Genomic DNA, 26,595 nt, shown 5'->3' with positions numbered 1-26,595 from the left:
TCCTCTTTTTATGCTTATAGAGCAAAGTCGAATTCATTTGGATTCGGTCCGACACGCTGTTCAAGATTCATCGCATTGATTGTAGCCATTTCTTCGTCTGTTAGATGGAAGTCGAAGATATCAGCATTTTGTATCATGCGTTCTCGACGCACCGATTTTGGAATCGTAATAATGCCGTTTTGTACATCCCAGCGCAAAATAACTTGAGCATTAGATTTTCCATATTTTATGGCGATTTTCGAAATCGTTTCATCTTTAAGAAGCCCACCTTGCATTAAAGGTGCCCAAGCCTCCAGTTGAATTTGGTGGTTATTACAGAATGAATGAAGCTCAGCTTGCTGTAAGCGTGGATGAAATTCCACTTGATTGATAACAGGCTTAATGCGAGCAAATGATAGTAAGTTTTGTAAGTGTGAGGCTGTGAAATTACATACGCCAATTGCTTTTATCTTACCTTGATCATATAAGTCTTCTAGAGCTTTCCAAGAGTCAGTATATTTATCTTTACCTGGCCAATGAATAAGATAAAGATCTATATAATCTAAACCAAGTTTTTCTAAACTCTTTTCATAGGCTGTAACAGTTTCCTCATAGCTTAATCCATCGTTCCACACTTTTGATGTAATAAACAGGTCTTCACGTTGTAAACTAGTGGATGTTAGTGCCTGTTTAATACCTTCTCCTACACCTTCTTCATTGCCATAAATAGCAGCTGTATCGATGCTTCGATAGCCGACCTCGATGGCGTTTTTGACCATTTCTGCAGTAGCGCCATTCTCTACTTGGAAAACACCTAAACCCATACCAGGCATTTGTAAGCCGTTATTTAATGTGATTGTATCTTGTAAATGAGTAATCATTTTTATTCCTCCAATATGTGTGTTTGCTAGATTGCTTTTTCATTATGATGTTCCGATAAGCTAAAAAAAAGTACGCACATTTTTGTTTCATAGAAACGTCGAGGTAACTTTTGTGAGCTGACAATGGTTAGAGGAATAAAAAATTTTGCTATTAAACAAAATGGTAAGCCCCTAATTGGTCACGCATCTTCTAATCAGAAAAATATGGGGCGCTATGGAATGACAATTGCCTGCACAAAAAGTATTTGGACTGAAGTAAACGAATGACTTTTTTCTGTAATAAAGGGAATTTTTGTTGGATAGCGAATTTAAATTAAAAATAGTAAAACTTTATAAAGGGGAATTGGAAGATGAATCGGTTAAATTTAATCACATTAGGTGTTATAGATATGGTGGAATCACTAGCATTTTATCGAGAGGGGCTTGGCTTTGAGATAGTCGTGTACGGAGACGAAACGAATCCAGATGTGATGTTCTTTAATAATGGAGGAACGAAAATATCGCTTTTTCCAATTGAACGCTTAGTCAAAGACATCAATGAAGCCAACCCACCAGAAATTGGCCGTGGCTTTGGCGGAATTACACTTGCCTATAATGGTAAAACAAAAGAAGAAGTGGATCGTGTATTTGCATTAGCAAAAGAGGCTGGAGCGACAATTGTGAAAGAGCCAGAAACTGTGTTTTGGGGAGGCTATAGTGGCTATTTCCAAGATCCAAATGGCTACTACTGGGAAGTAGCCTATGGTGACATGTGGCAGTTTGATGAAAATGATATGCTGATTATTCAATAATGATCCAAAAAGAGAGCAAACTAGAAACATTAGTTTGCTCTCTTTTGCATGAACTGTTAAATATCCTAAGTTTTGAGCAGCTTTAGACAAGTAAAGAGTTTTTTCATCCACGGGGCAGTAGAAAATTATGTTGTTGGGATTTTGTATGTATACCTGCCTATTCCCACAATTAATAAGATTTTACCCTATAATAACCATGTATGGGATTTATATTGTTTTTAATTTCTAATTAAATGTATAATGCAAAATATGGTATTTTAATATAATTTTTAATTAGTAATAAGGAGGGTGACCATTGATTCGTATATTGTACATAGAAGATGAAAAAGAAATAGGGCAATGGGTCAGTAAGGAATTAACTGAAAGAGGCTATGAAGTAACCTGGTTAGAGTCTGGAGAAGGTCTTGAGCAACATATTGCCGCAAAGGATATTGCTATATTGGATGTGATGCTACCTGGCTTAGATGGTTTTTCCATTGGTAAAAGAATTAAACGAGAAAATAAGGACTTACCAATATTAATGTTATCAGCTCGAACGGCTATTGAGGATAAAATTGAAGGGCTCCACTTCGCTGATGATTATGTAACAAAGCCATTCCACCCCGATGAACTAGTAGCAAGGCTTGAAGTATTACTGAGAAGATATCAAAAAAATGATGATGTCCTAGCATTGCAGCACCTAAAAATTTATACGAAAGATATGCGAATTATCAATACATTGGATGAAGAAGAAATTCTTTTGACTGGTAAACAATTTTATTTATTGCAGTATTTTATACGTCACCTCAATCAAATTTTAACGAAGGAACAACTCTATGAGGGTGTTTGGGGTGAGAGTTATATAGAAGGTGATAAAACATTGATGGTACATATCCGTTACTTAAGAGAAAAGATTGAAGTAAATCCTGCAAAGCCTCTGATTATCGAAACAATTCGAGGTATAGGCTATAGGGTGAAGCTATGAAATTTTTCCGATCACTATTAGCAAAATATATGCTAATTATTTTATTAGCCATATCAATTGTGCAAATATCCTATCTGGGTGTTGCGATTTTCGTGTTAGGCATTACAAAAACAGCATCCGGAGAATTTTCAAGTGATGTTCTTCTGGAAAGTGAAATCGAGGAGCAATGGCATACAGAGGCCAACAGCATAAAACAAGCTTCAGATAATACTATTGCCGAGTTTTTTCAAAAATGGCAAGAGCAATATCCTACAGCCTCTATGTTTTGGGTAAGTGAAGAAGGCAATTTCCTGACTTCTGTCAATGTGAAGGAGCAGTTACCAACAAAATGGACACCAGCCTATACAACTCAATTTATAAAGGAACGCTATGGAGGTAATCCATTTACTGTTATTGCTTTCTTAGGCGGTGATGTATCAAATGGCTTTATTGTATTAGAGATTTCAAGGGAAGCCTTTAATCCACCGCTTATTAAGGTCTATGATAACTATGGTAGCTTCTTACTTTTTGGTGTAATTGCCGTTATTTTATTTTTTATTGTCGTTTCGCTTTTATTTTTCAAAGGAATCCGAAAAAGATTATTACATCTCCAAGAGGCCATGGAGATACGTGATGTGGACGGTCTACCTATTGAGATTCATGTGAAAAAGCGGGATGAAATTGGGCAATTAGAGTATAGCTTTAACAGAATGGTTTGCGAGCTGAGAGATAGTAAACAGCGTCAACAGAAGGAAGAACAGCTAAGACGGGAACTGATTGCCAATTTATCACATGATTTACGGACACCGTTAACAAAAGTAAGAGCCCAGTCCTATACGATTAGCAAAGAAACCTTGTCAGAGGAAGGCAAACAAGCTTTGAAGGCAATGGAAACATCGATAGTGAATATTGATGCTTTAATCGAAAATCTAATGTCCTATACATTGTTAATGGCAAGTAAATATAATTTCGAACCGAAAAACATCAATGTTATTCGGTTTGTGCGGGAACATCTAACAACCTGGTATCCAGTTTTTGAGAGAGAAGGTTTTACGATCGACATTGAACTGCAAGCATTTGAACCTAATGAATGGCGTGTTGATCCATTATGGTTAGGACGAATATTTGATAATATATTCCAAAATGTATTGCGTCACGCTAACAGTGGGAAGTATATAAAGGTGACAACGGAATCAACGGAGAGCTACAGAGCATTTCTGATTGAGGACCATGGTCAAGGGATGAAAAATGAATCGAATGCTAAGGGGGCAGGAGTTGGTTTATCCATTGTCGATGTAATGGTAAAGGGTATGGGCTTAGAATGGGACATAAACTCCAATCACTTGGGCACAAAAATTATTATAAAAAATGTGATTCAATCTGCGAAGCTTGGGAAGTAAAAGCTCGCAGATTTTTTTATGTTGATGCAACAATTTTTTTGTATCGAAAGCGTTACGGCAGAAAAAGAAAGGCTCTTATAAAAAGGTAGAAGTTTTTTAAACAAAATTTAAACTTGGTCCATACCTGTTTTTAACCTTTTCTTCTTATGATAGTAAATGAGGTGAGAACATTGGAATATATCGTACAAACACAAAACTTATCAAAACACTTTGGGAAAGAGCAAGCTGTATCAAATATGAATTTACAAATACAAAAAGGTGAAATATACGGATTTTTAGGGCCAAATGGAGCAGGGAAAACGACTACGATTCGTATGCTTCTTGGTTTAATGAAGCCTTCCACAGGTACCATTAAAATTTTTCAAAAAGACATTACGAAGGAGCGTATTCAAATCTTAGCCAATGTAGGTTCATTAGTAGAGAATCCTTCCTACTACCCACACTTAACGGCATACGAGAATTTGGAGGCACTAAGAAAAATAGTAGGTGTACCGAAATCTCGAATCGATGAAGTTCTCGAAATTGTCCGTTTGAAGGAAGCTGCTAATAAAAAGGTAAAGGGCTTTTCGTTAGGGATGAAGCAACGTCTAGGTATTGCTGCTTCTCTACTGCATAATCCTGAATTACTTATTTTAGATGAACCAACGAATGGTCTAGATCCTTCAGGAATTATTGAAATTCGCAATTTAATTAAAAGGCTACCAAAGGAATACGGCATGACCATTATTATTTCCAGCCATTTATTATCAGAGATCGATCAAATGGCGACTCAAGTAGGGATTGTTTCTAAGGGGAAATTGATTTTCCAAGATTCTATTGAGGCGATGCGTAGATTTGCTCAACCAAAAGTTCTATTTAAAGTGAACAATGGTGAAAAAGGATGGCGCTCTCTATTAGCCCATGGCATTAAAGCAGATTATCAAGATAGGGTTATTTTCTTAGAGGAATGCTCAGATGAAAAAGTCGCTCATATTGTCCATGTTCTTGTTCAGGAGGGTATTTCAGTATTCCGAGTGGAGGAAGAGAAACGCTCATTGGAGGATATATTCCTGCAAATGACGATGGGAGAGCAGGCGATATGATGGGCAAGCTGTTAACTGCTGATTTTTTAAAAATCAAACGCAAAGGATTATGGTTTTTAACGCTCTTAGGTCCTTTAGGTGTTGTCGCTCTACAAATGGGCAATTATGGAGTAAGAAAGGATTACCTCTTACAGCAAAGTGAAGATGATTGGGGCTATTATTTACTAAATGTTCATTCATTTACACCGCTTGCCATTGTGTTGGGCATTGCCATTTTAACGTCCTTCATGGCGAGTATTGAAAACGAGACTAACGCTTGGAAGCAGCTTATCGCATTACCTGTATCCAAATTAACCGTGTATTTATCTAAATATACTGTGTTAGCTATCCTACTATTTTTGTCTTCAACACTACTCATGATTTTTACGCTGAGTTATGGGCTGTTTTTAAATCTAGATGAACCTATTCCTTATATGGAGTTAGTTAAATTTAGTTACTTTCCTGCACTTGCAGCATTGCCTATTTTGGCACTTCAATTGTGGATTGCGAGTGTAAGCCATAATCAAGGGATTCCTATTACAATAGGCATTTTTGGGGTGATATTTGCTTATTCCTCCTATGTTCTACCTGACTGGATGATATGGAAATGGCCATCATTGATGAACCACTGGGATGAGCCGATAATCAATGTCATGCTAGGTGTAGGGATTGGTATTTTACTCTATATTGCTGGCATGGTCGATTTTGCAAGAAGGGACGTGAAATAATGAACGCTTTACTGCAAGCTGAATGGTTTAAATTGCGTAAATCAAAAATGGTACCTATTATTTTGGCGGGGCCCATGATTGGGCTTTTCATTGGACTATCAGCAAATTTAGAGGACAATATGCAGGGAATGGAAATAAATGAATGGTATATTGCCTTATTTTCAATGAATTTAACATACGCATTATTATTTTTACCTCTTATTACGGGTGTTTTTGCGAGTCTCATCTGTAGATATGAACATCAGTCTGGCGGATGGAAGCAGCTTTTAGCATTACCAATAACGAGGGGGAAAGTATTTGTAGCCAAGTATGTATTAATTATGCTGCTCGTTCTAGCGATGCAGCTCTTGTATTTAGGCTCCATCTTTGCTGTAGGTATGCTGAAGGGCTATACAGACCCTTTTCCAATGGGAATCATATGGAAAAGTATTGTTGGAGGCTGGGTAGCAACATTGCCTTTAGTGGCCCTTCAATTATGGTTATCTATAATGTTTAAAAGCTTTGCTGCTCCATTTGCTGTCAATGTCATATTTACGTTGCCATCAATTTTAGCGGTGAACTCTGAACGAATTGGTCCATATTATCCCTGGGCACAGCCTTTTTCAATGATGTACATAGGTGGCAATACAGAGGATATATTCTTTGTGCCATGGGAGCAATTATTAACAGTAGTAGGTGGTGGGTTCATCCTATTTTTCCTCGGAGGATATTACTATTTCCAACGAAAAGCCATTTAACACCTTAAAGGAGAATTGACATGAGAATAATGAAACGAAGCTTCCGATTTTTAACTGCATCAATGCTATTAGTAGCTTTAGCTGGATGTGGGCAGGGGGAGTCTATAAAAGTTGCCTCGCAGTATACTAGTGAAATAAAAGATATCAATATCCCTGATGATGTAAAAATTATTGGGTTTGGAGAAGCAACACATGGCAATATCGAATTTCAAACATTAAAAAAAGACCTATTTGAAGCGATGATTAAGAATGAAAATGTCCATGTTTTTGTCTTAGAAGGAGATTTTGGTGGAGCCCAGCAGATTAATCAATTTATTTTAAACGGTGTTGGAACGGCGGAGGAAGCTATAAAGGCTCTTGATTATGGCATCTATAAAACAGAACAAATGATTGAACTTGTACAATGGATGCATGATTATAACTTAACAGTCGATGAACAAGATAAAATTTATTTTTACGGAAATGATATGCAACGCTATGATTATAGCAAAAAGGGATTGCTTGATTATTACGCACAGGTACATGCTGACAATGCTAAGAAATTTACGACTGAGCTAGAGCATGTTTCCAACAAAACGATGAGAGATTTATCGAATAATCAGCTAATAGAGCTTGATAAAACGATTGATACAATAATCAACGATTTACAATCAAACAAGGCGATATATGAGAAAAAATCATCAAAGGATGCCTTCTCCTTTGCTGCTCAATATGCACAAATTATGAAGCAACGTACGCAATTATTTTTAAATGATGGCAACTATATGAATTTACGGGATGAATATTTGGCTGAAAATTTACAATGGATTGTGGAGTACGAAGCAACGCAAGGGCATGATAAAGTGTTAATGTCTGCTCATAATGGTCATATTGAGAAAACCTCTGCTTCGATGGCAGGCTATCAATCAATGGGACATTACTTAAATGAGCAATATAAAGAACACTATTTTGCGATTGGTACAGACTTTGTCAATAATACATTTCAAGCACAAAACGGGTCTGGTGAACGAAAGGAATATTCGATTGAACATCATAATGTGTTAGTGGATGCTTTTAGTAACATCGATAGCAACATCTTTTATGTGGATTTTGAAACGGCCAAACAATCGAAGGAGCTGGCGGATATCCTTTCCCAAAAGCAAAGAATGGGCAATATTGGTGATGATTTCCGTCCGTGGTATAAGCTAACACAAATGCTGTATACCATTAAAATGACACCTGAAGAGGCTTATGATGGTCTCATTGTTGTGCAAGAAGCAACACCAACAAAAATAATTGATTAAGTTAAATTTAGCAACCTCCATCAAAAAATCTCTTTCCTTCTCCAGTATGATAAAGATGAGGTGAGTAACATGGAGTATAGTCAGGCAACACAAAGAACTATTGCCTACATCGAGGAGCAATTGATGGAAGAAATTTCACTTGAATGTCTTCCTAATACTGCTGGCTACTCGAAGTACCATCTAAGTCGTATTTTTAAGCAGGAAACGGGGATTACGATTGGTGAATATATTCGTATACGTCGACTAGCCATGGCTGCGAGTTATTTGATGTACTCTAATGTATCGATACTAACCATTGCATTTACACTTCAGTTTCAATCACAAGAAGCTTTTACAAGAGCCTTTAAAGAAGTTTATGCTTTACCACCAGGGAAATATCGAAAATTGATGCAAACACTTAAATATGTTGGAGGAGGAAAATTACATGGAAACAGTTGAACAGGTTAAAGGTTGGATGTTGAGTGGAGCGAATCCAGAATTATATAAATGTCATACAGATGACAAGGTGTTTCATTCAGGGAAGCGTTCAGGCGTATTGTATTCCACAGCTGCATCAGCAAATCAGGGACAATTTGCTACGATGATGCAGGGCTTTCAGGCTACTGACTATAAAGGAAAGCGTTTGAAAATGTCTTGCTATTTAAAGACGGCAGATGCCATAAAGTGTGGTGCATGGATGCGTATTGACAATGGTACGGGTGATACTATTCAATTTGATAATATGAATCAGCGTTCTGTGACTGGTTCTATTGAATGGAATCATTATTCGATTGTCTTAGACGTACCTGAAGAAGGTGACTCCATTTATTTTGGTGTGTTATTAATTGGTTATGGGAAAGTATGGGCAGATGGTTTCCGATTTGAAGAGGTAGATGACAAAGTTCCAACAACGAATATGCTTTCACAGGAGCATTTACCAACCCATCCAGCCAATCTAGACTTTAGTATGGCTTAATGGAGGCAATGTAATCATCGATTGACTTTGTTTAACAACGTATTGTTTACCTCTAATTTGTTAAAACTAACAAAGAGGAGGTGTGAGACAATGGCACAAGAAATTCTTTGTGAAGTCAATAACTGCACATTTTGGGATTCTGGTAACAAATGTACAGCCGAAAAAATTTATGTTGTCAGCCAAAAGGGACAACATGCTTCCAACAGCGAGGAAACAGACTGTAAAACATTCGAACCTGAAACGCATTAATGCCAAAAGGGTAGCCATGTATATGGTTACCCTTTTTCCCTGTCTTTATTAATAAAAAATATCCACCTTTTCTTTACTAAATAAAAGTGCATGTGCATTGCTCACTTTTTCTTCCACATAATCTAACGAGTATTTACCAACGGAATCTGTTAAATCACCAATGGCCCGAGATAAATTATCGATAATTGGAATGAGTTTGTGCAATTCAGTACGGTCTTTGTCTTTGTGCATCTCATCCATGATTTCATATGCAAGACGCTGAATTTTCCTTAATCGCAATTTTTCAGATTGCATTGAATCCTCCTTATTAAGCAATTTAAGATGTCTCATTATATGAGCTACAATAAGGTTTCATGAATTTTTTTCTTTAGAAGTAATTGCTAGGACTTTGAAGGGCTGATGCAATTTCCCTTATGCCAACGTCGATTTTAGATTCCTCCACATTGGACACATTTAGCTTTAATATTCGCTCATGATCAAATGCATCTAAATAATTGCGGTTAATCGTATCTAGATAAATTTTATGTTGCATCAAATGCTGAATAAGCTTTTGAGTATTGACCTGTCTTGGTAGAACGATATGGCTATGCATACAGACTTCTGTTGATGCCTGATATTGGGCTAAATGCGTTGCTATGGATTGCTGAAGGCTATTCGCTCGGCTTGCATAAGCTTCGGTGACTTTCTTTTGATAACGCTCAAACATACCACTTTTCAAGTAAAGCTCTAAGGCAGCCTGTGAAATCATGGAGCTATCAATATCAGTGGTATTTTTGTACTGCTGAAATGTGTCAGTAAAGACATCTGGTAAACGGCAAGTCCAATACGTAAGCCAGGAAACATGATTTTAGAAAAGCTTTTTAAATAGATAACATACTGCTGTGTATCATCTGTATAAATAGGATCTATTTTCGAATTTTGCTCAAAATCTGCCAAATAATCATCTTCAACAATGTAAACATTATATTGATAAGCAAGTTTACGGATTAGATCTTTTGTCTTTTTACTATAAGAAGTACCTAGAGGATTGTGCAGACGTGGCATCGTGTAAAAAAACTTTATGTCATGTTTACTAAAAATGCTTTCTAATTCATGTAAATCAATGCCATCCGTTGTTCTTTTGATGCCGATTGCCGAAACTCCATAGGTTTTTAAATAATCCATATATAAATGGTAACTAGGTTGTTCCACTAAAATGGTTGAACGACCATTTGGAAATGGCATAATACTTAGCAAAGACAGGGATTGCTGGACGCCAGAAGTAATAAAAATATTTTCTTTTTTTGCGAATACTTGATAGTTTGCTAATAATTTTTTCGCTTCTGTTATTAAAGATGGTAAGCCTTTTGGTGTTCCATATCTAAATAGATCTGTTTGGTATGTATCAATAGCTTTGTTTATACAATGTTGAAAATCCTGATATGGGAAAGCATGCCAACTGGGTGAAGATGTAGCAAAATCTATGTGATCTCTTTCCTGAGGTTGTAAGGGTAACTGATGGTCAACTACATAGTAACCGCTTTTCGGTAATGCATAGATAAGATGCTGATCCTCAAGTTTTTTTAAAGCAGTTAAAATAGTACTTTTACTACAGGAAAATTGCTGTGATAACTGGCGGATAGAAGGTAGCTTTGCCCCTGATTGAAGAGTACCTGCTTGTATTTGAGTCAGCAACTGAGAATAAATCCATTCATATTTAAGCATAGACAGCCTCCAGCACATCTGTATCGGTACAGATGTGTTTTTTTCATATCGTCAATAGGTTCTCTTTTTAATACGATAACTATACCGGCCGGAATGATTTGAGAAGGAGCATTATCGTATGTCAGAAAAAAGAAAAGCCTATATAGCAGCGATTTCGTATGCATTTATCATTGGCCTTTCATTCATGTTTGTGAAAGTTACATTAACGGTGGCGAGTCCAACTGATATATTAGCCCATCGCTTTACGTTTGCCTTCATCGGTATTGTTATTTTAATGGTATTTACGAAAAATAAGCTAACAATAAAAAAATATGATTTACTAAAAATTTTACCGTTAGCCATATTGTATCCCATTGTTTTTTTCACTTTTCAAGTGCTTGGGCTTGCTAAAATTTCCTCTTCAGAAGCTGGAATTATTCAAGCAACGATTCCTATTTTTACATTAGCACTAGCAGGTTTATTGTTAAAGGAAAAAGCTACTCGTGGACAGCTCGTCTTCATTAGTTTATCTGTACTTGGAGTTATCTACATGCTAATTATGAATGGAGCCAATGCAACTACAGGAAATATCATCGGCAGTGGACTTATTTTACTTTCAGCCCTTGCTGCGTCGCTTTATAATGTGTTTGCACGAAGGCTTACAAAGCAATATTCATTACTGATTTTAACGTATGTGATGACATTATGTGGATTTGTCATTTTTAATGGGGTGGCTCTTGGAAATCATCTGATGAATGGTACAATCAATGAATTTTTTCAGCCATTAACACATGTTGATTTTGTCATCGCGATTTTATATTTAGGGCTATTATCCTCGCTCGGTACGTCCTATTTATCCAATTATGCGTTATCTAAATTAGAGGCTTCCAAAATGAGTGTTTTTAGTAACTTTGCTACGCTCATTACAATACTTGCAGGCGTTTTGTTTTTACAGGAAGTCTTTCACCTTTATCACTTTATTGGTGGAATCATCATCATTATTGGCGTCATAGGAACAAATTATTTTGGGCAGAGGCAGGTAGTGCAATGAGAAAATACAGCCTTTTGCTATTAATAAGTTGTATATGGGGCTCTCAATTTTTCTTCGTAGCATTAGTTACGAATGATGTGGGAGCTGTCACTTTATCTTTGTTAAAAGCTTTAATCGGTGCAATCTGCTTAAGTATTATGAGCTTATTTTTGAAAAAGGAAAACTACTTAGCAAATAGTAAATTATACATTGGGATTGCCATTTTTGAAGTAGTGATTCCCTTCGTCCTCATTGCGCAAGGTCAAAAATATGTATCCAGTAGTATTGCGTCTATGCTCATAGCAATGGTCCCGATTATCACGTTAGTTCTCTTTGTTTTTTTCTTTAATAAAAAAGTTAGTTCGTTTCAAACGATTAGCATTCTATTAGGCTTTTTGGGGATCATCATTCTTTCTTGGCCAATACAAGGGGTGAGTGGTTCAGGGACAGTATTAGGGAATGTGCTGCTACTATTAGCAGCACTGAGCTTTGCATTTTCGTTAATTTTAATGGAGAAGTTAGAGGGTGGTTCACCAATCGTTCATATGAGAAATGTTTTAGGAATGGCCACTGTGATTTTATTACCAATGGCATTTATCCTTGAACAACCATTACGATTAAGCATAAATGGGATTCAGGTCGTCTCCATTGTTATATTAGGCATTTTCCACGCAGGGATTGTGTATATGCTTTATAATCTTTTAATTAAAAGTGAGGGTGCTTTATTTGCCTCTTTTAGTAATTATATCGTTCCTGTAGTAGGTGTTCTACTTGGGTATTTGATATTGAAAGAACCATTATTAATCAAACATTTCATAGGGATATGTATTATTCTTTGTGCTCTTTTGTTGTCGAAAGAGCGGGTTGTTGAAAAGAAACACGAAGTGAACGTTGGTTATAAAAAATCACCTCGATAGTGTACGAGGTGATTTCAGACTGTAGACAAGCTCGAAATAATGAAGAGCTTGTCATACATTATTTGAAAAATCTATAAATCAAAATAGTAATTTATTGTTGCTTTATTTTTATTCTTAAAATCATTTTATGATAAAGTGACAAAATCATATAGGCTATCATAGAAAACAGTCCAATGACAATTAAACTTACAGTAAAAGCATGTATATAATTGAACAAAGAAGCGCTCTCTAAACTTGTTCCTAAATAATAAGAAAATAGTATACTAATACCTGCGACTGCTAAGGAATTTGCTAAGTACATAAAGGTTGTAAATAGACCAGCAGCAACCCCCATATGAATCTTTGGAATGTTACCCAATATGGCATTTGCTAAAGGTGTTGTAGCAAGACCAAGTCCAAGACCATAGACGAATAAAAGGATTATCGCATCAGTTCTGAGTAAATTATATTGCTTCATCCATAAAAAGAAGACAAGTAAAAAAGTACACATACTCATACATAATGCACCCATTTTTAAAACAATAAAACCATACTTATTAATAATTTTTGAAGAAATAATAGACGTTAAAAAAAATCCAATTCCTATTGGTAGAAAAACTAAACTCGTTTCTCCTGTATCATACTTTAGACCATATTGTAAAAAGTAACTAAGGATAAAGAAAAAGGCAAACATACTTAAGTAAATAGCTAGCACAGAACAAATGCCAAATACAAAAGGGCGATGCTTAAATAAACTTAGGTCTACCAGAGGTGATTGTTGAAGTTTTTGCTTAAATCGCTCAAGATAAATGAACAGAATAAGTACAACAAATGAAAGCAGTAGACAGCTAAAAATCCATGTTTGCCATCCCTGTTGTTGGACTTCGGATAAAGGATAAATAAGTAGAAATATACTAACCATTAATAAAATTGAACCCATCCAATCAATATGATTGGATTTCTTATCCGTTGACTCCGGTATAAAAGGGAGCAAAAGGAGTACTAGTATGCCAATTGGAACATTGAAAAAAAATACAGTTCGCCAACCGCCGTTAAATATATTCCATTGAACTAATAACCCCCCTAATATTAAGCCAAAGGTAAAGGCTATTCCAATGACAGCACCATACAAGCCGAAAGCTAAATTTTTTTCTCTAGGCGGAAAAATTTCCTGGATTGTTGATAAAACTTGAGGCTGAATAAGGGCTGCGGCTAAGCCTTGAACAAATCGAATCCCAACTAATAGCAATGGGCTTGAAAGTATTCCTCCTAAGAAAGCAGTAAGGGTAAAGAACAATACGCCAATCCATAATACTTTTTTCCTACCGTAAATATCGCCTAGTTTACCCCCAATTATTAGAGCAGTTGCAAGCCCAACCGAATATCCTGAAAATAGTAATTGAGCGTGAGAAAAGGATATATGCAAGTCGTTTTGAATGGCAGGTAATGCAATTTGTATCATGTAAGTATTTAAGGAGATTAATAATGTTGGAAGTAATATCACCGCTAATGCCAACCATCTATATGAATAGAACGTACTTGATTTTTCTGATGAAATTGGATTCATAGATACTCCTCCTTTTATTGATTGGTTGTCAGTCAAAAATAGCTTTAGTGATTAGGTAAAGCTGGATGATACGCAACGACTATATTATTCGTATCATTATTTTGATAGATACAACAGTCAACTTCATAAACCTCTTTTACTAATGAAGGTGTTAGTAGCTTCTCAGGCTTGCCATGTGTTAGTATGCGACCATTTTTTAGTACATATAAATATTCACAATACATGGCAGCAATAGATAGATCATGCAATGCGGCTAGTGTACCAATCTGTAATGATTGCACTAGTGATAAAATTTGAATTTGATATTTAATATCTAGGTGATTTGTAGGTTCATCTAAAATTAAAAACTGTGGTTCTTGAGCTAAGGCACGTGCGAGAATGACACGTTGCTTTTCACCACCAGAAAGATAAGAGAAATGTTTTGAAGCATAATGCTCTAAGTTTACTTTTCGTAATATGTTATCCACAAGTTCACTATCATTTTTTGTATCTGATTCTAATATTCTTTTATGTGGTGTTCTTCCCATCATCACCATATCACGGACAGTAAAGTCAAAATTCGAGTTGTTAAATTGTCCAACAACCCCCATTTTTTTTGCGATTTCTTTTGCAGAGGATTTAACAATATCTATATCATCTAAAAAAATCTTGCCACTAGTGGGTTTTATGACTTTATAAATGTTTTTTAATAGTGTCGATTTTCCACAACCATTCGGTCCAATAATGCCAACAAATTGTCCTTCTTTCACCTTTAGCGAAATACTTTTGATAATTTCAATATCTGATACTGCGAATGAAACATTTTCTACATCTAATTCCATATTAGTTACCCCCAAAACCATATTTCTTTTTTATTAACATGTGCATAAATACTGGGGCACCTAATAATGAGGTTACGATGCCAATTGGTAATTCGCTGTTAGGAATGATTGACCTTGCTAATAAATCTGTCCAGATTAAAAAGATAGCCCCTACTAAAATAACAATAGGTAATAGTTGTTGATGATTTGACCCTGTAAAGATGCGTACAATATGTGGAATGATAAGCCCAACAAAGCCAATGATTCCACATGTTGAAACTATAATGCCTGTCAAAGCGGCAGAAATAACTAAAAATACTTTCCGATAAGTATTTATATTAATACCTAATGTCATAGCAGCATCATCTCCCATAAGCATTGCATTCATAATCCGCCATTGGGAGAGGAAAAATACAGCTATAATAATAATAGTAGTAGCGATTAAAGGCAGGTCATCCCAATCAGCAGTGGCCAAACTCCCCATTGTCCAAAATGATACTGAACGTACACCTTCCGCATCTTTCGCAAAATATATAAATAGATTAGATAGAGCTGTAAATAGTGCATTGACAACAGTTCCGGCTAGAATAAGTTTAATAACAGACATTTTTTCCCCAATACTTGATAGCAACAATACTAGAAATGTTGCCAATAACGCACCTAGAAATGCCCAAATCATTAAATTTGATTCTCCAAAAAGGCTGAGCTGATATCCTAATATGATAGAGAATGTTGCACCTAGTGAAGCACCTGAGGAGATACCAAGTAAATAAGGATCTGCAAGTGGATTCTGAATGGTTGCTTGCATCACACTACCACAAAGTGCCAAACCACTCCCAACGAATAGTGCTAATAAAACTCTGGGAAAACGAATTTGCCATATGATTTCAAGTGTCATGTTAGAAATAGTTGTATCTATATGACCTATATTTATTCCTGTAATTTGATATAAAATAATTTTGCAAGAATCAAGAAAGGGTATACTGACTTGTCCTATGGAAACAGAAGCAATTATAGAAATGAAAACTAGCACTATCAAAAATAGAAGTAGGGTAAAAAAAGAAAATTTACTTTTGAGCATTTTTTTTCACTCCATTAACTATTTCAGGGTTGATAAATGCAGCTACTTCCTCATATAAATCAGCAATCTCAATACCACCATTTATAGCTCCTGTATATTCTACGGCCATAACTTCATTATTTTGAATGGCTTTTACAGTTCGAAGCTTTTTATCATTCATTAAATTATTTTTTGTTTTTTCTTGATCAGGCTCTTGGAATTCTGTGATGATAATTTTATCTGGATTTGCTGCAATAATTGCCTCTGTTGAAAGCTCAATATAGTCTTCTTTCGAAAGTTCTAAATATGTAGCGCCTGCACCTTCAATCATCTCGTCAATCATGGCCCATTTTGGTGAGAAGTAGAAATACTTTCCTCTAGCTCCACTTATCAATAGAACAGTAGGCTTTTCTTTAGAATCCTTAACTTTAGAAGTAATGGCATCTATGCGTGTTTGTTGTTCAGTTAGATATTTGTTCGTTTTATCTTCTATATTAAAAACCTTCCCAAATGTTTGAAGTTCCTCAAAGTAAATATCTATGCTACGTCCTATTGTAAAGTTGGTGGAAGAAACAACAGGCAGTCCACGGTTGTTCCAAGAAGGAATACTTCCAATTAACTCCTCTCTAAATGCAGAAGCAATAGAGTAGATTAAATCAGGTTCTAGAGCCATGATAGCCTCCTTAGCTGGCCACATTTCACTAACTAAAGGTAGTTTTTCAATGTCATCTTTGTAGTCTGAATTTGTTAAATCACTATATGCAAATCCAACGACTTTTTCTTGCTGTCCAAACTTAACTATTAACTCTGCGACAGCTGAACCGATGACCATCACTTTCTCGGGAGCATTGGGGATAGTCTGAGAGATTTTCTGTCCTTCATAAGTGTAGGTATCTAGTGTTAATGGATAGTTTCCATTAATAGTTGTATTGTCTTTTTTCTCAGAAATAGTTTCCTGTGATTGTGCACAACCTAAAATCAGCAATAGAAGTGTGAAACCTAATAGAGAAAGGGTTTTTTTTAACATTTAAATCCTCCTAAAAATTAATATTTGACTGACAGTCACTCAATAATGTTTCGCAATATTTCTTCTCACTCTGATCATTTGACTAGTTATTAGTCAAATGCTTAAATGAAAAAAGGGGGTAGTTCAGAAAATGATTAGAGTAACAAAAAGTGCATCAGAACGACGAAATGAGATTTTAGATACAGCAGAGTCTCTTTTTAGTGAAAAAGGTTATGAAAAAACCTCAACTACTGATATAACTAAAAAGATGGGAGTAGCACAGGGAACGCTGTACTATTACTTTAAATCCAAAGAAGCATTGGCAAATGCATTAATTGATAGGCAACTTAAAGGAATAAAGCAAGAATTTACAGAAGTCATCTATAATGAGACACTTACGGCGTATGAGAAAATTGCATGGATTTTTGTTTATGAGCTTGATGATCCAACAGGCCATGTCGAAATCTTTAAATATTTACAACATGATAGTAATGCTACTCTGCGTCAAATATTACATGTACAAACCATTTGTCAGTTTACGCCACTGCTAACAGATTTAAATATACAAGGCAATAAAGAGGGGCTCTTTCACATTGAAAATCCAACGCTAGTGGCAGAATTTTTCCTATCGACAATCCACCATTGGGTAGATTCATCGTTATTTAAATGGAATAAAGATGAACGTATTGCTAGAATTAAAGCCATTCAATCTACGTTCGAACATTTATTCGGAGTCCCTCATGGAAAATTTGATTTATCCCTCCTAAGACAAACTGTGAAAGTTAAATTTAATTATTGAGTGAAGGCATCTTAAATGATAATCAATATCAATTAAGATGCTTTTATTATAATTATTGACTGACAACCTGTCAAATTGTTTTTATTAGATCGAAGCTAGAAATGATATGGAGTTAACACATAAAAATTTGGAAAACGAACTTCTATGTATTGTAACTGTTTGTTATCATTTTTAAAGTACAGCGAGTATGGTGCAAATTTTCCATCATACCTTTTTAATTAGGGAGGACAACAATACTATGGAGAAGATTTTTCAAGAAATATTGGAATTGATCAGATTTGCTGATAAAAGGATTATTATTGGCATTTCAGGTCATGGAGCTGCAGGAAAAACAACATTTGCTGAAAAGCTTTTAAAAGTTTTAAATCAAGCTGAAGTGAATTATTTGAATACTGATCCTTATATTGTTAGTTCAGATATTCGCAAACAGACAATGATTAGTTATACATATCAAAATGTAAATCATCGTTTTAAAATGACCGCTTGTCATCCCGCTGCCCATCACCTTCCTTCATTGGAAAGAGATATTCAGATGATAAGAGCAGGGCTGGATTTATTGACAATCGATACACATTATATGAAAAGCACATTAATTTCCTCAAAAAAACAGATCACGATAGTAGAAGGAATGAGTGTAGCATTTATAGATCCAGAGTTATTCGATTTCAAAATTTATTTTTATACAGATGGGGCTACAGAGCTTAAGCAAAGATCAGATCGTGATGTACTTGAAAGAGGGATAGATATAAATTATTTAAAACAATCACATGATGAACGACGTATTCAATATGAATTATTTATGCATCCATATTGCCAACATTTTGATATGGTTATTAAAACAGAGGGTGATGAAATCCTTATTGAAAAAAATACACTTGTAAAATAAATGAGAGCCTTCTACTAATCAATTAGTGGAAGGCGCCTGTCTTTAGTATTGAAATTTTACGCGGACAGTAGCATCAATAGCAATTTGTCCCTGTTCTATAGGCGTAACTCCTGAGGAAACAGCCATAGAGCGGTAAAGGATCGGTGTGTTAGCTTGCTCTTCCACAATTTCTATAGGGAGTGGCTGTAAAGGAAGATGCATGGTTTCTGCTATTGTTTTCGCCTTCAACTGTGCATTCTGAAGAGCAAAATTTAATGCTTGCTGATAGTAAGCGTCTGTATGGTCCAATTTGAACTGAATGTTGGCAATACGATTTGCTCCATTTTCTATGGCTGTATCAATGACTAAGCCCAAATTATCGATGTTTGATACATTGACGGTAATGGCATTGACCACTTCATAGCCATTAAAAATTTGTTTGCCATCTTCAAAATGATACTGTGGTGTAACCGTATAACTAGCTGTTTGTATTTGTTCTCTTGGAATACCGAGGGCTACTAGTGATTGAATGACTTGATTCATGATCCTTGCATTTTCCTGCTGAGGACCTTGTACATTATTGCCTTGTGTTTGGACTTCTATTTGTATTTGTACAGAGCTTGGAGTAGCCATTACCTGGCCATTGCCAGTTACTGTAATAACGCGTGATAGATGGGGTACTTGTTGATTGACTTGTGCATAGTACATACAAAACCACCTTTCGTAAGGTATATAATAATGCTATGCAAAGAAATTTATTCCTTATTTAGTCTTTTTAAATATTTATCATGAAGCTTTGTGAAGAAAAGTAAAGTTAAAATAGTTCCCAACAAGGCTAAAAACATGTCCCATTGTGCATCCCAGCGATCTCCCTGCATGCCTAAAAAATCTTTCGTCCCTTTACTGCCCTTCGAGATTCTTGTACTTAACCATTCGATGATTTCATAAAAAGCAGCAATTGCGAGCAAAATACTAATTGTAATACCTGTTAGCCAAACTCCTTTAGTAAGCTGCGTCTTTCGAAGTAATATTTCCCTTATCACGATGGCTAATAAACCTTTTAAAAAATGACCGAAGCGATCATAGTGATTGCGTTGTAAATGAAATTCTTCTTTTAGCCAATTAAAAAGAGGAACCTCTGAATAGGTATAATGCCCACCTATAAAAGTAAGGATCGACAATAGGGCAATGATGATATAAGAAAATGTGGTGAAGCGAAATTTATGATAGATACAAACTACGACCGTTATTGCCACAACTCCTGGGCTAACCTCAGCCAGCCAATCTAAATAGGAGGATGGTTTAATGACTGACCAGGTAAATACAATTAAGACGATAGCAAGTAAGGTTAGATGTATCTTAAAATGTTGACCATTATTCATAACAACAACTCCCTTTGTCCCACAGTATGTGGAAGGGGATATTTGCTTATTCAACTATCGGTTGGCAAACAAAAAAGAAAAGCGTCTAGTTGACGCTTTTTATAGCCAATTAGATCATTTTTAAAAGTGCCTCTACGCCAGTCATTCCTTCAGTAATGCCAAGTTGTTCTGCTTCATACGTTACCGATTCTAATGGGGCTGTTAATAGCTCATCAATTGTTTTAACACCTACTGCACGACCAGCAACAATTTTTCGATCAACTAAGCGACTATTTAATAGGCCAACATCTAAAGCTCCACACATAATGTAGCCTGTCGTATTAGAAATGGTCAGTAGCGTTGTTTTAGGTAATTGAACAACTACTGCAGTGAAGAAATGCCCTTTAATCATAATAGGTTCAATTGTCACCATCGAAATCACTCCTTTTCTCTATATACATATGGTGATGACTAGCAAGGTGTTCAACATTTCCTTGAAAAAAGTCATCAGATGAATAATGCTGAAAACGAATGAGACGATTGATGAAGTTAATGGAAGCAATTAAAAAGGGAATCTACTCCTGATGAATAGATTCCTTGTATCTCTTTACCTTGTATAAGAAAGCAGAGCAGTTTGTTTAAATTTATGTAATGTAGTTGTTGCCTCACTTTTAGAACGATATTCGAACATTCGATAAGTGTTTTCTTCAAATACTGTAATAACCCACATATATTTCATCCCTTCTATTGTGTTACATAACATTATTTTTTTATCGAATTGTTATATATCAGTTGTGATTTTATTTTACATCAATACAGAAAAAAATAAAGCACTAACCCTTGTTTTTCACATATCGTTCAAAATTGTTATGAAATAATTAAAAGGAGAAAACAGACAATCCTTCATAAGTATATTTCATTGCAATTCGTAAATAGTAAGTTGACGGAGTTCTGTGAATTCGGACTTGGGAGGTGATGCTATGACACGTATACATGTATTGTTTTTTACAGTTTGCTTTTTAATCATCTCGGGATTTTTAGGGGAGAAAGGCTATGCTGATAAGGGTCGCCCTTATTATGAGGAAACAGGAGAAGTGGTATGGGATATCAACACAGAGGATAAAATTGTCGCCCTCACCTTTGATGACGGCCCACATCCCAAGTACACTGCGGCAGTGCTTGATTTATTAGCAAAATATGATGCCAAAGCAACCTTTTTTATTATTGGAAAGAATGCAGAAAAATATCCAGAGCTTGTTTTACGTTCTTATACAGAAGGCCATGAATTAGCCAATCATACGTATACACATCCGTTTAAAGTTTCCATCAAAAAATTGCAAGAGGAGCTTCAAAAGACAAATGACACGATTTATAGTATTACTGGTTTTTCCCCAGTTTTATTCCGTCCTGTAGGTGGAAATTATACGGATGCTATGATTAATGCTGCTGTAAAGGATGGCTACAAGGTTGTGATGTGGTCTTGGCATCAGGATACGCAAGATTGGAAAGAGCCTGGTGTAAAGAAAATTGTGCAAAAGGTGATGAAGGGAACGAGGCCTGGAGATGTCATTTTATTTCATGATGGTGGTGGGAATCGTACACAAACCATTAAGGCATTAGAAGAAATCATCCCTGCATTAAAAAAACAGGGCTACACATTTGTCACAATATCCGAGATGATTGAAAGTAAACAACAGCAACAAGAGCAAGTTCAATAATGAAAAATGAGCCATCTCAACAAGGTTTGAAATGGCTTATTTTTCACATATATTAAAAGTTTGAGTTAGAAGAATATGATTGGAGCTAGTGCAATCCCTAAGATTGTTCCTAAAGCAATTCCATAGCCAAAACCTTCTCCACCAAATCCTCCAAATCCCCAAAAACCTAAACCATAACCACTATGTCTTCTATCAGGTAGAATCCATACCTGTCTTCTGTCTACCTTTGTGATTTCCCCAACATGTACCCTACCAGATGAATCCGAGATTCGAACGCGTTTGCCATGATATTTACAGCAAAGATTATAAGCATCAGCTGGATTCAATATTATCCCCCCTTTCGATGTCATTACAAGCTAATATATGCGATCCGAAGCATTTATCACTAGCCGATTGTCTATTCACGACATATGCTGTGAAGAGGTGATGACATGGCAGTTGTGCCAACAGATAAGTGGTTAGATGAATTTGTTTATGCCAGAAAATCCACAAAAAAAGATGAGTTACATAGCTTGCAATGCTCCATTCTTTGTGATCATTTAGTCGAATTATTTCAAGATGGCTTGTCAGAAGAAATACACTATTCTTTACAACAACAGGGACTTTTTCTACCATATGAGACAGTCGATGTAGAGCAATTAAAGCAGCATAATGTGTGGGATTGCGTACAGCAAGAATTTATATACTTGCAAAAGAAATGGAATGGCCCGACTATACCGATTTATATTTTCCCAATTACCCAACAGCAAACGATGACCAATAAAAACGGTGTGGCTTATCCTCAGGCTCTTTTTTTATTTATCGGAGAAGTAGAGACACAGGAACTGCAAGCATTGTTCGCACATGAATATAATCATGTTTGCCGTTTACACAATTTAAAAAAATCCCTCGATGAGATGACTTTGTTGGATGCTCTTATTTTAGAGGGCTTAGCAGAAAGTGCAGTGAAAGACTTATACGGAGAAAAGTGGCTTGCACCATGGTTAAAAAAATATTCAGCTACAGAGCTTTTAGTTTTATGGAAAAGTCATTTTTTACAGAATTTACAGGTTGAAGGAGTAGAAAAACATCTGCCGTTTTTATACGGTGGTGAGCTACCACCTTGGATAGGCTACTGTATAGGCTATAAAATTGTTCAGTCGTATAGTAAGAAGTATTCTTCCCGCCATCTCCTATTTACGTCAAGCAAAGATATACTTGCTGGTTCAGATTTTCCGCTACAATAGAGGAAAGGAGTGATTGTTGTGTCCAGTGAAATAAAAAATGTATTATTACCAGTCGTAGATTCAGCAACAAAGGTGCTCATCGTAGGCTCAATGCCAGGAAAGCAATCATTAGAAAAGCAACAGTATTATGGCAATCCACGCAATCACTTTTGGCCCATTATGGGTGAGCTGTTAGAGACGGAGGTTCCTGACAATTATGTAAAGAGAATCGCATTGTTAAAACACAATGCAATCGGTCTTTGGGACACGATTGAAACTTGTGAGCGTGAAGGAAGCTTAGACGCAGCGATTCGCAATGAAAAACCAAATGATTTTCAAACCCTATTTGAAAAATACCCCAATATCCAGTTAGTACTCTTTAATGGAGCGAAAGCATTTGAGGTTTTTAAAAAGCATATAGGTCTAGAGCTTTTAGAAGAACGAGCCTATAAAAAAATGCCATCAACCAGTCCGATCCCAGGAAAAAATATAAAATCTTTTGCTGAAAAGCTAGAGGACTGGCGGATTATTCAATCCTATTTATCCTCTTAGGTAGAATTAGCTTGATGAAATGGTTGTCTTTGTGTGAATAGAATTTCTTGTGCTTTTAAACCATTGATAAAAAAGGATATAAACAAGGATGATTTCAATTGCATCGCCACCATAGTACATGATCTTGGCACCTAGCTCTGCTTGTGTGACAGGTACATGCTGAGGAGGATTTGCATAAATATATTTTGCCAATATAGAATGAGCTGCTAGTGCTACTACTAATATAAGTGATCGAAAGACATAAGGGTATGGATGGGGTGTAGGATCAATATAAATAAAGGCAATGGTAAATACATAGCCTGCTAGAAAAATGTGAAGATGCATGAAAATATATAGAAGTATATGTTCATGCATAAGATTGAAAAGTAATGTCGTATAGAGTAACCATAAGCCACCTACATTTAAAATAGACGCATTAATTGGGTGAGAAATAAAACGAACATAAGGATTCTTCATTGTACGAGAAAGAGTACGAGCCGTGTTCACTGGTAATGTCCTTAAAAGGAGTGCCATGGGAGCTGCTAATGCCATAAGTAGGGGGGCAAGCATGCCAAGCAATAGATGCCCTATCATATGTGCTGCGAAATGGATATGACTTAGAGAAGCCAATGGACCGACTAGTGTCACGATGGCACTAACATTTCCCACAAGCCAACAGATAGTACGAAAATGTGGCCATTGTTTTTTATGTAGATTCGAAACAATGACAGCTACGATATAAAAAATAATGGCTATAAAAAATGGCAAAGCTATTAGTAGCTGTACTATAATGGGAGAGCTTTGAACATGAGCTAAATGCAAAACGGGCAACCTCCTAACGTCCCTTTTGATTGGTTTGGAGTAACAAGACCACACCAATAACAATTAATAGAGCCGCTAATATGTTCCAAACCACATCATATGGGAGAATATTAACATGATAACGAATTTGATGCAGTTTCATGAATTTATGTTGAATAATCCCGTCGTATAATTGAAATATGCCAGCTCCTAGAAAAATACCACCAAGCCATCTTTTTAGCCAAAATCCATGCTTTCTATGTAGGTCAGCCAATAAAAAAGCAGAACCAATCGTCGCGAAAAAGCTGAATGCATGAAATAAACCATCTGACACTAACCCAATAGCAGCTGTAGATTTATCATAAAAATGATGCCAATGTAATAATTGATGGAAAATGACCTCATCTATAAATGCCACAACCCCAAGGCCGAATAATATGCCTGTCCACATATTACGTTGTTTATATTGAAAGCGGTTTTCGTGTTTATGATTTTGTTCCTCGTACATCTTTGTCATACCCAATCGTATCACCTCAAGCTGAATTTCTTTTAGTCTACCCATGAGGTGAGCACTTAAACAAAATCCCCCCACAAAAACAGTAGTGTTTTAGAGGGGGGATATCGTCACTGCCAGGTGTTATAGTATGAACCAGCAGGGCTATAAAAGAATTTAAAATCAAACTTCTCAGCTAATGCACGGCTTTCTGTTTCATCTTCAAAACTAATTGCCATAACCTGTGTACCAAATTCATCTCGTATATGGACGAGTTTTTGCATCATATCGAGTGACCATTCGTCTTTTCCTACCACTGGGTAAGAAAAGTCTTCCCACATAATAAAGTCGACATAGGGTGCTGTATAATCAGCTAATGTTTGAAACCCCCAATTCTGAGCAACAGATAGATCAGGATTGTGTTTTTTAATTTGTTGGAGAAATGATAGCATGGCTTCATTTTGCCGTGTTTGCTCGTCTTGGGGTAAATAAGAATTAATATTACCAACCGTATCTAAAAACACACCGTCTAAGCCTTTTTGTACAATTTGCTTCTGGATTTCCGTTAGTAAAAGTTCTTGATAATGACTCGAAGTCATATCCATTAAATAGGAATCCCATTCAACAAAATACACTTTTTCACCTTGTTTGTTTCGATAAAAGTCTTCTTCGTTTAATTGATGGTAGAGGGCTTTGTTCCATTTATCTGCCTCCATTGCATTAATATAGCCATACACTAAAGTACCGCTTTTTTGAGCATTGTCGATATACTTCTGCTGCATTTCAATAGGTTCTACAATCACTAAATCAAGCTTCGTCATGTCCTTACCAATGGCAGCATTGCCTTTATCTAAGTAGTATTTGTAATCTTTCACGTCAGCAATTTTTGCTTGGATACTAATGGAAGAAGATACTGGATTTTGAGCAAGCAGTAACCACATACTTCCTGCGATAAGAATGGCTAGTAAGAGTAACAGTAATTTTCTCATAAGGACTCCTTTTAGAAAAATATCCCTTTCATTATACATTAATAGGAAACAGATTACCTTCGATAGATGGGCAATGGCTCAACGGTTAATCGCCCTTTTACATATATTGAATAATGTAAAAGGAGGGTTTGTGTGTACAATAATCCATTTAGAGAAGATAATTTTAGAAGACCTGGCTGGGGAGATTATGATGATTTTGAAACAACGTCATTTGGGCCAACTCATTTCGGACCTCCTCCGGCAGGACAAATGCCCATGAGCACACCACCAGGTTTTTCGCCACCGATTCCTGCATGGCGAGTAGGATCAAGTGGTATACGTTCTTGTTTGTTTAGAAATACGTATATTTGGATGAACACTGGTCGGAGTTTTTGGTTTTTTCCAACTGCTATAGGAAGGGAAATCATTGCGGGTTTCCGCTGGAGCCGCAGATATGGCTGGTATTTCCGTACCATTTCAAGAAATCAAATTCGCTCCTACGAATGTTTTAGATAAACCTACTCTAGATTAGAGATTTTTATTTTTTAATAAAAGGTGTTACAATGACGGTAACTAAAAATGAAGGGAAGATGGGTGGCTAATGAATAACTAATCTTATTTTTTGCACATGAAATTTTATATTTCACGAAAAACAAAAATAGGATTAGTCTGCCCATTTTCCATAATAATAGCTAAATATTGGCCCATAGTTGCTAATCTTTAGCTACTCCAAAACTTGCTTTTGGAGTGATAAATATAGCTATTACAATAGCTTATTTATGCATGATATTGTAGCGACTAATCC

31 protein-coding genes and 2 pseudogenes are annotated in these 26,595 nt (G+C 36.0%); 18 read left to right on the top strand and 15 right to left on the bottom strand.

The features are described from left to right. Positions 1-14: 14 nt before the first annotated feature. Positions 15-860: an aldo/keto reductase gene (locus tag V6670_RS21430; protein ID WP_338652082.1), complete on the bottom strand. Its 846-nt coding sequence runs from the start codon at positions 858-860 to the stop codon at positions 15-17. Positions 861-983: 123 nt separating this feature from the next. On the opposite strand from V6670_RS21430, the gene V6670_RS21425 reads away from it, so the two are divergent. From V6670_RS21425 to V6670_RS21380, 10 genes and pseudogenes are all read left to right on the top strand, one after another. Further along, positions 984-1,127: a hypothetical protein gene (locus tag V6670_RS21425; protein ID WP_338652081.1), complete on the top strand. Its 144-nt coding sequence runs from the start codon at positions 984-986 to the stop codon at positions 1,125-1,127. An 83-nt stretch (positions 1,128-1,210) separates the two neighbouring features. Further along, complete coding sequence (locus tag V6670_RS21420) at positions 1,211-1,651, top strand: VOC family protein (RefSeq protein ID WP_058843868.1); 441 nt, start codon at positions 1,211-1,213, stop codon at positions 1,649-1,651. 295 nt (positions 1,652-1,946) lie between these two features. Continuing rightward, positions 1,947-2,615 carry a response regulator transcription factor gene (locus V6670_RS21415; RefSeq protein ID WP_338652080.1) on the top strand — a complete coding sequence of 223 codons (669 nt, stop codon included), beginning with the start codon at positions 1,947-1,949 and terminating at the stop codon, positions 2,613-2,615. Further along, positions 2,612-3,994, top strand: coding sequence for a HAMP domain-containing sensor histidine kinase (locus V6670_RS21410; RefSeq protein WP_338652079.1), 1,383 nt, complete (start codon positions 2,612-2,614; stop codon positions 3,992-3,994). Before V6670_RS21415 ends, V6670_RS21410 begins: the two co-directional genes overlap by 4 nt. A gap of 170 nt (positions 3,995-4,164) precedes the next feature. Then, positions 4,165-5,076 (top strand): ABC transporter ATP-binding protein, encoded by a 912-nt coding sequence (locus V6670_RS21405; RefSeq protein WP_338652078.1) that lies wholly within the window; start codon positions 4,165-4,167, stop codon positions 5,074-5,076. Next, the gene (locus tag V6670_RS21400; RefSeq protein ID WP_338652077.1) at positions 5,073-5,783 is read left to right on the top strand and encodes an ABC transporter permease; all 711 of its coding nucleotides are present in this window, start codon (positions 5,073-5,075) and stop codon (positions 5,781-5,783) included. Before V6670_RS21405 ends, V6670_RS21400 begins: the two co-directional genes overlap by 4 nt. After that, positions 5,783-6,520, top strand: a complete 738-nt coding sequence (locus tag V6670_RS21395; protein ID WP_338652076.1) for an ABC transporter permease — start codon at positions 5,783-5,785, stop codon at positions 6,518-6,520. The genes V6670_RS21400 and V6670_RS21395 overlap by 1 nt, the downstream gene beginning before the upstream one ends. Positions 6,521-6,540: 20 nt before the next feature. Continuing rightward, entirely contained in the window at positions 6,541-7,803 is a 1,263-nt protein-coding gene (locus V6670_RS21390; protein ID WP_338652075.1) for an erythromycin esterase family protein, read from the top strand. Positions 7,804-7,872: 69 nt separating this feature from the next. Continuing rightward, positions 7,873-8,758: pseudogene (locus tag V6670_RS21385) on the top strand (AraC family transcriptional regulator). Positions 8,759-8,848: 90 nt separating this feature from the next. Further along, entirely contained in the window at positions 8,849-9,007 is a 159-nt protein-coding gene (locus V6670_RS21380; RefSeq protein WP_004231699.1) for a DUF1540 domain-containing protein, read from the top strand. A gap of 48 nt (positions 9,008-9,055) precedes the next feature. Here the strand turns inward: V6670_RS21380 and V6670_RS21375 are convergent, their stop codons facing one another. Beyond that, the gene (locus V6670_RS21375; protein WP_036128699.1) at positions 9,056-9,301 is read right to left on the bottom strand and encodes a hypothetical protein; all 246 of its coding nucleotides are present in this window, start codon (positions 9,299-9,301) and stop codon (positions 9,056-9,058) included. Between the two features lie 73 nt (positions 9,302-9,374). Then, positions 9,375-10,711: pseudogene (locus V6670_RS21370) on the bottom strand (PLP-dependent aminotransferase family protein). 118 nt (positions 10,712-10,829) lie between these two features. Between V6670_RS21370 and V6670_RS21365 the strand changes: the two are divergent. Continuing rightward, positions 10,830-11,741 carry a DMT family transporter gene (locus V6670_RS21365; protein WP_338652074.1) on the top strand — a complete coding sequence of 304 codons (912 nt, stop codon included), beginning with the start codon at positions 10,830-10,832 and terminating at the stop codon, positions 11,739-11,741. 14 nt (positions 11,742-11,755) lie between these two features. Continuing rightward, entirely contained in the window at positions 11,756-12,637 is an 882-nt protein-coding gene (locus tag V6670_RS21360) for a DMT family transporter (RefSeq protein WP_338652073.1), read from the top strand. Between the two features lie 91 nt (positions 12,638-12,728). On the opposite strand, the gene V6670_RS21355 is transcribed toward V6670_RS21360, so the two are convergent. The 4 genes from V6670_RS21355 to V6670_RS21340 are packed head-to-tail and all read right to left on the bottom strand — an operon-like array spanning position 12,729 to position 17,070. Then, a complete protein-coding gene (locus V6670_RS21355) occupies positions 12,729-14,183 on the bottom strand; it encodes an MFS transporter (protein WP_338652072.1) in 1,455 nt (484 codons plus the stop codon). Between the two features lie 44 nt (positions 14,184-14,227). Next, the gene (locus V6670_RS21350) at positions 14,228-15,004 is read right to left on the bottom strand and encodes an ABC transporter ATP-binding protein (protein WP_338652071.1); all 777 of its coding nucleotides are present in this window, start codon (positions 15,002-15,004) and stop codon (positions 14,228-14,230) included. Position 15,005: 1 nt separating this feature from the next. After that, a complete protein-coding gene (locus tag V6670_RS21345) occupies positions 15,006-16,064 on the bottom strand; it encodes an iron ABC transporter permease (protein WP_141904211.1) in 1,059 nt (352 codons plus the stop codon). Beyond that, entirely contained in the window at positions 16,051-17,070 is a 1,020-nt protein-coding gene (locus V6670_RS21340) for an ABC transporter substrate-binding protein (protein ID WP_338652070.1), read from the bottom strand. Before V6670_RS21340 ends, V6670_RS21345 begins: the two co-directional genes overlap by 14 nt. Before the next feature lie 130 nt (positions 17,071-17,200). Here V6670_RS21340 and V6670_RS21335 point away from each other — a divergent pair, with 130 nt between their 5' ends. Continuing rightward, complete coding sequence (locus V6670_RS21335; protein ID WP_036128686.1) at positions 17,201-17,848, top strand: TetR/AcrR family transcriptional regulator; 648 nt, start codon at positions 17,201-17,203, stop codon at positions 17,846-17,848. 238 nt (positions 17,849-18,086) lie between these two features. Then, on the top strand, positions 18,087-18,734 hold the full coding sequence (locus V6670_RS21330; protein WP_338652069.1) for a phosphoribulokinase: 648 nt from the start codon (positions 18,087-18,089) through the stop codon (positions 18,732-18,734). 42 nt (positions 18,735-18,776) lie between these two features. On the opposite strand, the gene V6670_RS21325 is transcribed toward V6670_RS21330, so the two are convergent. From V6670_RS21325 to V6670_RS21310, 4 genes are all read right to left on the bottom strand, one after another. Beyond that, positions 18,777-19,421 (bottom strand): SIMPL domain-containing protein, encoded by a 645-nt coding sequence (locus V6670_RS21325; protein WP_338652068.1) that lies wholly within the window; start codon positions 19,419-19,421, stop codon positions 18,777-18,779. 47 nt (positions 19,422-19,468) lie between these two features. Continuing rightward, positions 19,469-20,095: a DUF2238 domain-containing protein gene (locus V6670_RS21320; RefSeq protein ID WP_338652067.1), complete on the bottom strand. Its 627-nt coding sequence runs from the start codon at positions 20,093-20,095 to the stop codon at positions 19,469-19,471. A gap of 109 nt (positions 20,096-20,204) precedes the next feature. Then, on the bottom strand, positions 20,205-20,507 hold the full coding sequence (locus V6670_RS21315) for a DUF1805 domain-containing protein (RefSeq protein WP_036128672.1): 303 nt from the start codon (positions 20,505-20,507) through the stop codon (positions 20,205-20,207). Between the two features lie 174 nt (positions 20,508-20,681). Next, positions 20,682-20,813, bottom strand: coding sequence for a hypothetical protein (locus V6670_RS21310; RefSeq protein ID WP_338654734.1), 132 nt, complete (start codon positions 20,811-20,813; stop codon positions 20,682-20,684). 241 nt (positions 20,814-21,054) lie between these two features. On the opposite strand from V6670_RS21310, the gene V6670_RS21305 reads away from it, so the two are divergent. After that, positions 21,055-21,792 carry a polysaccharide deacetylase family protein gene (locus V6670_RS21305; protein ID WP_338652066.1) on the top strand — a complete coding sequence of 246 codons (738 nt, stop codon included), beginning with the start codon at positions 21,055-21,057 and terminating at the stop codon, positions 21,790-21,792. Positions 21,793-21,857: 65 nt separating this feature from the next. On the opposite strand, the gene V6670_RS21300 is transcribed toward V6670_RS21305, so the two are convergent. Then, positions 21,858-22,118, bottom strand: a complete 261-nt coding sequence (locus tag V6670_RS21300) for a hypothetical protein (protein ID WP_036128668.1) — start codon at positions 22,116-22,118, stop codon at positions 21,858-21,860. Positions 22,119-22,223: 105 nt separating this feature from the next. Here V6670_RS21300 and V6670_RS21295 point away from each other — a divergent pair, with 105 nt between their 5' ends. Beyond that, positions 22,224-23,018, top strand: coding sequence for a DUF2268 domain-containing putative Zn-dependent protease (locus V6670_RS21295; RefSeq protein ID WP_338652065.1), 795 nt, complete (start codon positions 22,224-22,226; stop codon positions 23,016-23,018). Between the two features lie 18 nt (positions 23,019-23,036). Then, positions 23,037-23,549: a DNA-deoxyinosine glycosylase gene (locus tag V6670_RS21290; RefSeq protein ID WP_338652064.1), complete on the top strand. Its 513-nt coding sequence runs from the start codon at positions 23,037-23,039 to the stop codon at positions 23,547-23,549. 6 nt (positions 23,550-23,555) lie between these two features. Here V6670_RS21290 and V6670_RS21285 read toward each other — a convergent pair whose 3' ends face one another. The 3 genes from V6670_RS21285 to V6670_RS21275 all read right to left on the bottom strand — a co-directional run bounded on the left by V6670_RS21285 (position 23,556) and on the right by V6670_RS21275 (position 25,811). Continuing rightward, positions 23,556-24,350 carry a cytochrome c oxidase assembly protein gene (locus V6670_RS21285; protein ID WP_338652063.1) on the bottom strand — a complete coding sequence of 265 codons (795 nt, stop codon included), beginning with the start codon at positions 24,348-24,350 and terminating at the stop codon, positions 23,556-23,558. Between the two features lie 13 nt (positions 24,351-24,363). Beyond that, positions 24,364-24,837, bottom strand: a complete 474-nt coding sequence (locus V6670_RS21280; protein WP_338654720.1) for a DUF2243 domain-containing protein — start codon at positions 24,835-24,837, stop codon at positions 24,364-24,366. A 116-nt stretch (positions 24,838-24,953) separates the two neighbouring features. Beyond that, positions 24,954-25,811, bottom strand: coding sequence for an endo alpha-1,4 polygalactosaminidase (locus V6670_RS21275; RefSeq protein WP_338652062.1), 858 nt, complete (start codon positions 25,809-25,811; stop codon positions 24,954-24,956). A gap of 132 nt (positions 25,812-25,943) precedes the next feature. Between V6670_RS21275 and V6670_RS21270 the strand changes: the two genes are divergently transcribed. Next, positions 25,944-26,306: a hypothetical protein gene (locus tag V6670_RS21270; RefSeq protein WP_080717174.1), complete on the top strand. Its 363-nt coding sequence runs from the start codon at positions 25,944-25,946 to the stop codon at positions 26,304-26,306. Positions 26,307-26,595 lie beyond the last annotated feature (289 nt).

It is taken from the genome of Lysinibacillus sp. Y5S-8 (assembly GCF_036894365.1).
GTDB classification, from domain to species: domain Bacteria; phylum Bacillota; class Bacilli; order Bacillales_A; family Planococcaceae; genus Lysinibacillus; species Lysinibacillus fusiformis_D.
The sequence above is the reverse complement of the archived record's forward strand: the minus strand, read 5'-3'. Positions and strand labels throughout refer to the sequence as shown.

Excerpts from the sequence above, each read along its gene's own strand:
- V6670_RS21430 (WP_338652082.1), bottom strand. The coding sequence starts at position 860 with ATGATTACTCATTTACAAGATACAATCACATTAAATAACGGCTTACAA.
- V6670_RS21425 (WP_338652081.1), top strand. The coding sequence starts at position 984 with ATGGTTAGAGGAATAAAAAATTTTGCTATTAAACAAAATGGTAAGCCC.
- V6670_RS21420 (WP_058843868.1), top strand. The coding sequence starts at position 1,211 with ATGAATCGGTTAAATTTAATCACATTAGGTGTTATAGATATGGTGGAA.
- V6670_RS21410 (WP_338652079.1), top strand. The coding sequence starts at position 2,612 with ATGAAATTTTTCCGATCACTATTAGCAAAATATATGCTAATTATTTTA.
- V6670_RS21400 (WP_338652077.1), top strand. The coding sequence starts at position 5,073 with ATGATGGGCAAGCTGTTAACTGCTGATTTTTTAAAAATCAAACGCAAA.
- V6670_RS21395 (WP_338652076.1), top strand. The coding sequence starts at position 5,783 with ATGAACGCTTTACTGCAAGCTGAATGGTTTAAATTGCGTAAATCAAAA.
- V6670_RS21390 (WP_338652075.1), top strand. The coding sequence starts at position 6,541 with ATGAGAATAATGAAACGAAGCTTCCGATTTTTAACTGCATCAATGCTA.
- V6670_RS21380 (WP_004231699.1), top strand. The coding sequence starts at position 8,849 with ATGGCACAAGAAATTCTTTGTGAAGTCAATAACTGCACATTTTGGGAT.
- V6670_RS21375 (WP_036128699.1), bottom strand. The coding sequence starts at position 9,301 with ATGCAATCTGAAAAATTGCGATTAAGGAAAATTCAGCGTCTTGCATAT.
- V6670_RS21365 (WP_338652074.1), top strand. The coding sequence starts at position 10,830 with ATGTCAGAAAAAAGAAAAGCCTATATAGCAGCGATTTCGTATGCATTT.
- V6670_RS21355 (WP_338652072.1), bottom strand. The coding sequence starts at position 14,183 with ATGAATCCAATTTCATCAGAAAAATCAAGTACGTTCTATTCATATAGA.
- V6670_RS21350 (WP_338652071.1), bottom strand. The coding sequence starts at position 15,004 with ATGGAATTAGATGTAGAAAATGTTTCATTCGCAGTATCAGATATTGAA.
- V6670_RS21345 (WP_141904211.1), bottom strand. The coding sequence starts at position 16,064 with ATGCTCAAAAGTAAATTTTCTTTTTTTACCCTACTTCTATTTTTGATA.
- V6670_RS21340 (WP_338652070.1), bottom strand. The coding sequence starts at position 17,070 with ATGTTAAAAAAAACCCTTTCTCTATTAGGTTTCACACTTCTATTGCTG.
- V6670_RS21335 (WP_036128686.1), top strand. The coding sequence starts at position 17,201 with ATGATTAGAGTAACAAAAAGTGCATCAGAACGACGAAATGAGATTTTA.
- V6670_RS21330 (WP_338652069.1), top strand. The coding sequence starts at position 18,087 with ATGGAGAAGATTTTTCAAGAAATATTGGAATTGATCAGATTTGCTGAT.
- V6670_RS21325 (WP_338652068.1), bottom strand. The coding sequence starts at position 19,421 with ATGTACTATGCACAAGTCAATCAACAAGTACCCCATCTATCACGCGTT.
- V6670_RS21320 (WP_338652067.1), bottom strand. The coding sequence starts at position 20,095 with ATGAATAATGGTCAACATTTTAAGATACATCTAACCTTACTTGCTATC.
- V6670_RS21315 (WP_036128672.1), bottom strand. The coding sequence starts at position 20,507 with ATGGTGACAATTGAACCTATTATGATTAAAGGGCATTTCTTCACTGCA.
- V6670_RS21310 (WP_338654734.1), bottom strand. The coding sequence starts at position 20,813 with ATGAAATATATGTGGGTTATTACAGTATTTGAAGAAAACACTTATCGA.
- V6670_RS21305 (WP_338652066.1), top strand. The coding sequence starts at position 21,055 with ATGACACGTATACATGTATTGTTTTTTACAGTTTGCTTTTTAATCATC.
- V6670_RS21295 (WP_338652065.1), top strand. The coding sequence starts at position 22,224 with ATGGCAGTTGTGCCAACAGATAAGTGGTTAGATGAATTTGTTTATGCC.
- V6670_RS21280 (WP_338654720.1), bottom strand. The coding sequence starts at position 24,837 with ATGTACGAGGAACAAAATCATAAACACGAAAACCGCTTTCAATATAAA.
- V6670_RS21275 (WP_338652062.1), bottom strand. The coding sequence starts at position 25,811 with ATGAGAAAATTACTGTTACTCTTACTAGCCATTCTTATCGCAGGAAGT.